Below are 4,288 nucleotides of genomic sequence, written 5' to 3' on the forward strand. Positions count from 1 at the left end.
AGCCGACGTCCCACGGCTCGGCGATCAGCTTCACCCGGCGCAGCACCGGGTCCTGGGCGATGACCGCGAGGAACGGGGAGAGCATGTCCACGTCGTGCATGGAGCGGGCCAGCGCCGCCGCCAGGTCGAAGCGGAAGCCGTCCACGCCCATCTCGGTCACCCAGTAGCGCAGCGAGTCGGTGATCAGACGCAGCACGTGCGGCTGGACCACGTGCAGGGTGTTGCCGCAGCCGGTGTAGTCGGCGTACCGGCGCGGGTCCGGCTGGGGGCGGTAGTAGCGCTGGTTGTCGATGCCCTTCAGGGACAGCGTGGGACCGTACTCGTTCGCCTCCGCCGTGTGGTTGTAGACCACGTCGAGGATCACCTCGATGCCGGCCGCGTGCAGCGCGCGCACCATCCGCTTGAACTCGCCCACCTGCTGACCGGCGGTGCCGGAGGCGGCGTAGGCCGCGTGCGGGGCGAAGTAGCCGATGGAGTTGTAGCCCCAGTAGTTGCGCAGGCCGCGGCGCAACAGGTGGTCCTCGTGCGCGAACTGGTGCACCGGCAGCAGCTCCACCGCCGTCACGCCCAGCCTCACCAGGTGCTCGACCGCCGCCGGGTGGGCCAGTCCGGCGTAGGTGCCCCGCAGCTCCTCCGGGACCCCGGGGTGCAGCCTGGTGAAGCCGCGCACGTGCAGCTCGTAGATCACCGAGTCGGCCCACGGCGTCTTGGGGCGGCGGTCGTCGGACCAGTCGTCGTCATCGTGGACGACGACGCCCTTGGGCACGTACGGCGCAGAGTCCCGCTCGTCGCGCACGGTGTCCGCCACCGACTGGTCGGGCCAGTCCCGGACGTGCCCGTACACCTGAGGGGGCAGCCGGCTGTAGTCATTTCCCTTGGCACCGTCCACCGCGCGCGCGTACGGGTCGAGCAGCAGCTTGGCCGGGTTCCAGCGGGCGCCGGTCCACGGGTCCCAGCGGCCGTGCACCCGGTAGCCGTACCGCTGCCCCGGCATCACGCCCGGGACGAAGCCGTGCCAGATCTCGTGCGTCAGCTCGGTGAGCCGGGCGCGGGTCTCCCTGCCCGACCCGTCGAACAGGCACAGCTCCACCGCCTCCGCCCCGCCCGCCCACAGCGCGAAGTTGGTGCCCACCACCCCTTCCGGGCCGGCCCGGAAGCGGGCGCCCAGCGGTGTCGGCGCGCCCGGCCACACGGGCACGCCGGGCGGCGGCGCGGCGCGGCGGGCGCCGCTCACGGCGGCGGACGGACGGTCCTCCTGGGCGGCCCGCCCGTCCCCGGTGGCCCGTCCGTCCCCGGTGGCGAACCCGTCCCCGGCGGCGCACCCGTCCTCGGTGGCGCGTCCGCCCGCCACCGCCCCCTGCTCGGCTGCGCTGGACACCTGGGCGGCCCCTTTTTTCAGCTCTCACGGCTTCTTGTGCTCCTTGCGGCTCCTCCGCCTCCGGCCCGTCCCTCCCCACGGCCGGCTCCCGGGCGCGGCTCCCGTCGCGCGGTCCTCCCCACTGTTCTGCCCACGGCGTGCCTCGCACTCACGTTTCCCCGGGCGGGCCCGGTCGTTGGGCAGCCCGTGAGGCATGCAACTGGACGCGCACGGCGCGCGGGGGCCGTACTGGCCGCCGTACTGACATGGGCAGGACTACTGGCCGGGGCCGCCGGCTGCACCTCGGGCGGCAAGGCGTTCGACCGGGTCTTCGGCGACCCCCCGGCGCCCGAGGACGTCGTCAAGGTCTTTCCGGACGACGGCAGCAAGGGCGTCCGGCCCGGCGAGAAGCTGCGGGTGCGGGCCGCCGACGGGCACCTGGAGTCCGTCACGGTCGTCAGGTCCCAGGACGCGCAGAACACCCCGGTGCCCGGGCACTTCTCCCACGACCGCCGGACCTGGCAGCCCGACGACGACCGGCTCGCCCTCGCCGCCAAGTACACCGTCGACGTGGTGGCCGACGACGAGGCCGGGAACCGCTCCGCCCGGCACACCACCTTCACCACCCTCGTCCCCGACAAACGCTTCATCGGCTACGTCACCCCGGAGAACCGCTCCGTCGTGGGCACCGGAATGATCGTCTCGCTGTCCTTCAACCGGCCCGTCACCCACCGCGCCGCCGTCGAGCGGGCCGTCCGCGTCACCGCCGAGCCACCGGTCGAGATCCGCCCGCACTGGTTCGGCGGGAGCCGGCTCGACCTCCGCCCCCGGGAGTTCTGGAAGCCGGGCACCCGGGTCACCGTCGAGCTGCGCCTGAGGGACGTCGAGGGTGCGCCCGGCGTCTACGGTCTGCAGTCCAAGACCTTCTCCTTCACCATCGGCCGCAGCCAGGTCTCCCTGGTCGACGTCGCCGCCCACACCATGCAGGTCCGCCGTGACGGCCGACTGCTCGACACGCTCCCCATCACCGCCGGGACGCCGAAGCACGCCACGTACAACGGGACGATGGTGGTGATGGAGATGCACGAGGTCACCCGCATGGACAGCCGCACGGTCGGCTTCGGCAGCGAGTACGACGTCCCCGACGTCCCGCACGCCCTGCGGCTCACCACCTCCGGCACCTACCTGCACGGCAACTACTGGTCCCCTCGGAACACGTTCGGCCGCGAGAACATCAGCCACGGCTGCGTGGGCCTGAGGGACGTCAAGGGCGGCGGGACCGGGACGCCGGCGGCCTGGTTCTTCGACCGCAGCCTCGTCGGCGACATCGTCCGGATCGTCAACAGCCAGGACGGGACGGTCGCTCCCGACAACGGCCTCGGCGGATGGAACATGGACTGGGGCCGGTGGAAGGCGGGCGGCGCGGGCAAGTGACCCGGCGGAGGCGGGGACTGAGGGGCCGTTCGCCCCCGCCCGCCCGGAAGCTGTTGAAGTTGGGACTGAACAGTGACAATCGCCTGACAAATTGCCCCTGACCTTGTGGTTACTATGCGGCCAATGCGCGCGACGCGCACCGGGGCTCGGGCCCGATCGGCCCGGGGAGGGGAGACGAACTTGAACGTGCGGCCGATATCGGGGACGTCGGTGGACGCGCGGGGACGACGGGGACGCAAGGGGCTGCTGACACTGGTGTCAGGCATGCTGGTTCTCGCCGTCACCGCGTGCGGCGGGGGCGCCTCGGACGAGGGGCCCGGGAAGAGCGGGGGCAAGGGTTCCGACACGGCCCGGAACAAGCAGTCGCAGGCGGTCGTGGCCATCACGCCCAAGGACGGCGCCAAGTCCGTGGAGACCAGCGGTGCCCTCGAGGTCGGTGTGAGCAAGGGCAAGCTCACCCAGGTCGTCGTCAAGGACACCAAGGGCACGGAGATACCCGGGGAGCTGTCCGGCGACGGCACCTCCTGGACGCCGAGCAGGCACCTGGCCGCCTCCACCAAGTACACGGTGCACGTGGTGGCCAAGGACTCCGAGGGCATCGAGGCGGCCGAGGACTCCAGCTTCACCACGCTGACCCCGCAGAACACCTTCGTCGGCCACTTCACTCCCGAGGACGGCTCCACCGTCGGCGTCGGAATGCCGTTCTCGCTCCGCTTCACCCGGGGCATCACGGAGCCGAAGGCCGTCGAGAAGGCGATCGAGATCAAGACCGAGCCGGCCGTCGAGGTCGCCGGCCACTGGTTCGGCAACGACCGCCTCGACTTCCGCCCCGAGCACTACTGGAAGGCCGGCACCAAGGTCACCGTCAAGCTCGACCTGGACGGCGTCGAGGGCCGTCCCGGCGTCTACGGCAAGCAGAGCAGGACCGTCTCCTTCACCATCGGCCGCAACCAGGTCTCCGTGGTCGACGCCGAGAAGCACACGATGAAGGTCATGCGGGAGGGCAAGGTCATCAAGACCATCCCCATCACCGCCGGCGCGCCGAGCACCGCCACCTGGAACGGCCAGATGGTCGTCAGCGAGAAGCTCAAGGTGACCCGCATGAACGGCGCGACGGTCGGCTTCACCGACTCCGACGGCAAGGGCGAGTACGACATCAAGGACGTGCCGCACGCCATGCGCCTGACCACCTCCGGCACCTTCCTCCACGGCAACTACTGGAGCGGCGGCGCCTTCGGCAGCTACAACGCCAGCCACGGCTGCATCGGCCTGCGCGACGTACGCGGCGGCTACGACGGCGGCACGCCGGCCGCCTGGTTCTTCAACCGCTCGATGGTCGGCGACGTGGTGGTCGTCAAGAACTCCCGCGACCGGACGGTCGCCCCGGACAACGGGTTCAACGGCTGGAACATGCCCTGGGACGAGTGGAAGGCGTAACGCGTCGCCGACGGCCCGGCCCGGCCCGGCCCGGTGCGACCGACCGCACCGGGCCGGCCG

At 71.6% G+C, this 4,288-nt stretch carries 3 protein-coding genes; 2 read left to right on the forward strand and 1 reads right to left on the reverse strand.

From position 1 onward, the window contains the following. A partial coding sequence (locus tag RH94_RS43170; protein ID WP_407697303.1) for a glycogen debranching protein occupies positions 1-1,378 on the reverse strand: 1,378 nt, incomplete at its 3' end. Between the two features lie 186 nt (positions 1,379-1,564). On the opposite strand from RH94_RS43170, the gene RH94_RS12585 reads away from it, so the two are divergent. Next, complete coding sequence (locus RH94_RS12585) at positions 1,565-2,791, forward strand: L,D-transpeptidase (RefSeq protein WP_073947695.1); 1,227 nt, start codon at positions 1,565-1,567, stop codon at positions 2,789-2,791. A 180-nt stretch (positions 2,792-2,971) separates the two neighbouring features. Continuing rightward, complete coding sequence (locus RH94_RS12590) at positions 2,972-4,228, forward strand: L,D-transpeptidase (protein ID WP_407697304.1); 1,257 nt, start codon at positions 2,972-2,974, stop codon at positions 4,226-4,228. Positions 4,229-4,288: the final 60 nt, after the last annotated feature.

Source organism: Streptomyces kebangsaanensis, assembly GCF_001906585.1.
GTDB lineage: Bacteria > Actinomycetota > Actinomycetes > Streptomycetales > Streptomycetaceae > Streptomyces > Streptomyces kebangsaanensis.